Below are 3,445 nucleotides of genomic sequence, written 5' to 3'. Positions count from 1 at the left end.
TCGGCGGCCTGCGAGGCGGCGAAGGCGGCCGGGGGCGCGGCGTTCGAGGAGTGGGACAACCTGCGCATCGCCGATGTGAACGGCAAGGACCGGCAGCGGATCCCGGACGGAAAGCTGTGCAGCGCGGGCCTCGACGGTTATCGAGGGCTGGATCTGCCGCGTGCGGACTGGCCCTCGACGCGTCTCGCCCCCGGGGCCGATCTCACGCTCGACTACAGCTCGACGATTCCCCACACCGGGACCTTCGAGCTGTATCTCACCAAGCCGGGCTACGATCCGAAGCGGCCGCTGAAGTGGTCCGATCTCGACGCGAAGCCGTTCGCGAAGGTCAAGGACCCGGAGCTGACCGACGGTGCGTACCACCTCAAGGCGAAGCTGCCGTCGGACCGCACCGGCCGTCAGCTGCTGTACACGATCTGGCGCAACTCCAGTACGGCGGACACCTATTACTCCTGCTCGGATGTGGTGCTCTCCGCCGGGGCGAAGAACAGCGACGCACGGGCACCCGCCGAGAACAGTGAAACCACCGGCAACACGGCCGACCGCGCCTCCGATGAGACCGACGGCGGCGGCACCGCGATGCCGCTGGTCGCGGGCGGTTCGGCCGCCGCGGTGCTGACGGCCGCCGGGGTGTTCGTGACGCGGCGTCGCCGCCGCTGAGCGACAGCGGCGGCGACCCGTGGGGTGGTGGTGCGTCAGGTGGGGCGTCAGGTGATGCGCCGAGCAGGGCCGTGCGGATTACCAGCCCTTGGTCACCCGGTGCTCCTTGAGGGACGCGCAGTTCGACCCGTAGGTGAAGGTCGACTGGTTGTCGATGCCCCCGGCCCAGTCGACGCACTTCCCGCGCCCGTAGTCGTAGATCGGGCCCGCGTAGGACGTGTACAGGCCTTCGTCCAGTTGCGAGTCTTCCGAGCCGTTCACGTAGAGGTAGGCGAACATGTTCTTCGCCGCCCCGGTCGAGTTGCGGACGGTGACGACACAGTTCTTGCCCTTGGCGGAGTTGTACGTCAGGAAGACGGTGCCCTGGGTGCCGATCGGCGCCGAGTTCACCACCTTGTACCCGCTGCCGCAGGCCCCGTTGTACGCGGCCTTGGCCGCCGCCGAGGCGGACGGCGCGAGGACCACGGAGCCCGCGACGGCGGACGCCAGTACCGCGGTCGCGGCAACATAGCGCGAAATCTTCATATTTCCCCCTTGTAACCCTAGGACGCTTTTTGCGTCGTCTAGGTGACATGTGGAGGCCCAGGATGGTTGTACGGGAATCTGCGGGGATCAACACGGATCAACAGGGATCTTCCGTCGCTCGGCGAACGCCCTGGTCCCGGTGGCTTTTGAGTACGCGTACTCATGTCGCGGCCGATCACCCCGATGATGCTGACCCCATGCCCAGTTCACCGGCCCTGTCCGCGCGTCCCCCTCGGGTGGGGATCACCTCCGTCGGCTCCTGGCTGCCACGGCGGCGGCTCTCCTCCGAGGAGCTGCGCGGCGAGGTGGCACGCGGCTGCGGACTCCCGCTCCCGCACGGGGTGTTCGAACGGGCGACGGGGATCGGCTCGCGGCGGATCGCGGCGGACGGGGAGTACGCCTCGACGCTCGCGACCGGCGCCGCCCGGCGGGCCCTGGACGCCGCCGGGCTCGACCCGCTCGACATCGACCTGTTGCTCTTCGCCTCCGCCACCCGTGACATGGCCGAACCCGCCACCGCGCACGTGGTGCAGGCCGAACTCGGCTCCCGGGCCCACGCGCTGGACGTCACCAACGCCTGCAACAGCTTCGTCAACGGCATCGACCTGGCACGGGCGATGATCCTCGCCGGGCGCGCCGGCCGGGCGCTGGTGGTCACCGGCGAGACCCCGAGCCGCGCCATGCGCCGCGCCCCCGGGAGCCGCGCGGCGTTCCACGACGCCTTCGCGGGCTACACCTTCGGCGACGCGGGTGCCGCGGTGGTGGTCGAGCCGGTGGACCGCGGCGGCATCCTCGACGTCGACACCCGGACCCACTCCGAACACTGGGCCGCCGGTGGCATCTTCGGCGGTGGCTCCCGGCATCCGCGCGACGAGGAGCAGACGTACTTCCGCGGTGACGGCACACATCTGCGCACCGTCTTCGAGAAGGTGGGGGTGTCGGTGCTGGACGGCATGCGGCACCGGACCGGTCTGGAGTGGCGGGACTTCGCGCGGGTGCTCGTCCACCAGGTGACGGTGCCGTATCTGGAGCGGTTCATCGAGACGACCGGTGTGCCACGGGACAAACTCGTCGTCACGGTGGGCGAGTTGGGCAATGTGGCCAGCGCTTCGCTCGGGGTGCAGCTGGACCGGGTGCACGGGCGGCTGGCGCCGGGCGACCGGGTGCTGTTCGTCGGCCTCGGGGGCGGCGTCAGCATCATGACCCTCGTATGGGAGGCGTCATGAGCCGGATGTGGGTCGTGGTTCCGGCCCATCAGGAGGCCACCCGGATCGGCGCCACGCTCGACGCGCTCGCCGCACAGCGCGACCGCGACTTCACCCTGCTGGTCGTCGACAACGCCTCCACCGACGCCACCCCGGACATCGTCCGCCGCTTCGCCCGGCGCGCCGCCTTCCCCGTCCTGCTGCTGACCGAGCCGGAGAAGGGCGTTGGCTGCGCCGTGGACACCGGGTTCCGGTACGCGATCGAGCACGGCGCCGAGATCGTCGCCCGTACCGACGCCGACTGTCTGCCCCGGCCCGGCTGGACGGCCGCCGCGCGGGCCGCGCTGGGCGCCACCGAACGGGGCATGGCCTGCGGACGGATCACCGCGCGCCGCGATGAGCACGGGCCGCTCGGCCGGGCCGCCTTCCGCGTCCTGGTGTTCCTCGCGGCCCTCTTCGGGCGGCTGCGGCCCGCGCACCGCAGGGGGCACGGGTATCTCGCGCCGTACCGGATGCACGCGGGCAACAACATGGCCATCACCGCCGCCCTGTACCTCGCCGCCGGTGGTATGCCACGGCGCCCCTCCCCCACCGACCGGGCGTTCCTCAACCGGGTGCGCCGCCACACCACCGCCATCGCCCGCTGCGAAGGGATGATCGTGGAGAACTCCACACGACGGCTGCGCGCCTACGGCGTCGTCGGAACCGCCCGCTGGTACCTCGACCAGGGCAGCGGGCGCCACGGGGAGGATCCGCGCTGATGCTGGACCGTCTCGCGCACACGCTGCGGGCCCATCCGCACCGCCCGGCCGTCCTGGGCTGCACCCGCGCGGGCGCGCCCCGGGTGCACGCCACCCGCGGGGACGTGGCCGACCTCGCCGAGGCGTACGCGGCCGGGCTGCGGGCCCGTGGCCTGACCGCCGGGGACACCGTCGGCGTCGCGATACGGCCCGGGCCGCGCGCGCTCGCCGTGATGCTCGCCGCACACCGGCTGGGGCTGCGGGCCGCCGTGCTGGACCCGTCCGTGGGCCCCGATGTGCTCAGCGCCCGGCTGG

Annotated in this window: 5 protein-coding genes; 4 read left to right on the top strand and 1 reads right to left on the bottom strand. The window is 71.9% G+C overall.

Translation table 11 applies throughout. The features are described from left to right. Positions 1-660 (top strand): lytic polysaccharide monooxygenase (locus SSOG_RS41630; protein ID WP_009720339.1); only part of this gene is annotated, 660 nt, incomplete at its 5' end. Between the two features lie 78 nt (positions 661-738). Here SSOG_RS41630 and SSOG_RS41625 read toward each other — a convergent pair. Beyond that, a complete protein-coding gene (locus SSOG_RS41625; protein ID WP_009720338.1) occupies positions 739-1,185 on the bottom strand; it encodes a hypothetical protein in 447 nt (148 codons plus the stop codon). A 197-nt stretch (positions 1,186-1,382) separates the two neighbouring features. Between SSOG_RS41625 and SSOG_RS41620 the strand changes: the two genes are divergently transcribed. From SSOG_RS41620 to SSOG_RS41610, 3 genes are all read left to right on the top strand, one after another. Further along, positions 1,383-2,411 (top strand): 3-oxoacyl-ACP synthase III family protein, encoded by a 1,029-nt coding sequence (locus SSOG_RS41620; protein WP_009720337.1) that lies wholly within the window; start codon positions 1,383-1,385, stop codon positions 2,409-2,411. Continuing rightward, positions 2,408-3,151, top strand: coding sequence for a glycosyltransferase (locus SSOG_RS41615; RefSeq protein ID WP_245606497.1), 744 nt, complete (start codon positions 2,408-2,410; stop codon positions 3,149-3,151). The genes SSOG_RS41620 and SSOG_RS41615 overlap by 4 nt, the downstream gene beginning before the upstream one ends. After that, a partial coding sequence (locus tag SSOG_RS41610) for an AMP-binding protein (protein WP_039940004.1) occupies positions 3,151-3,445 on the top strand: 295 nt, incomplete at its 3' end. The genes SSOG_RS41615 and SSOG_RS41610, both read left to right, overlap by 1 nt.

The sequence above is a fragment of the Streptomyces himastatinicus ATCC 53653 genome, assembly GCF_000158915.1.
Classification (GTDB): Bacteria; Actinomycetota; Actinomycetes; order Streptomycetales; family Streptomycetaceae; genus Streptomyces; species Streptomyces himastatinicus.
Note: the sequence above shows the minus strand (reverse complement) of the source record. Positions and strands in the feature narration are given on the sequence as shown.

Bases quoted from the DNA above. Each gene is read 5' to 3' on its own strand.
- SSOG_RS41625 (WP_009720338.1), bottom strand. From the start codon at position 1,185: ATGAAGATTTCGCGCTATGTTGCCGCGACCGCGGTACTGGCGTCCGCC.
- SSOG_RS41620 (WP_009720337.1), top strand. From the start codon at position 1,383: ATGCCCAGTTCACCGGCCCTGTCCGCGCGTCCCCCTCGGGTGGGGATC.
- SSOG_RS41615 (WP_245606497.1), top strand. From the start codon at position 2,408: ATGAGCCGGATGTGGGTCGTGGTTCCGGCCCATCAGGAGGCCACCCGG.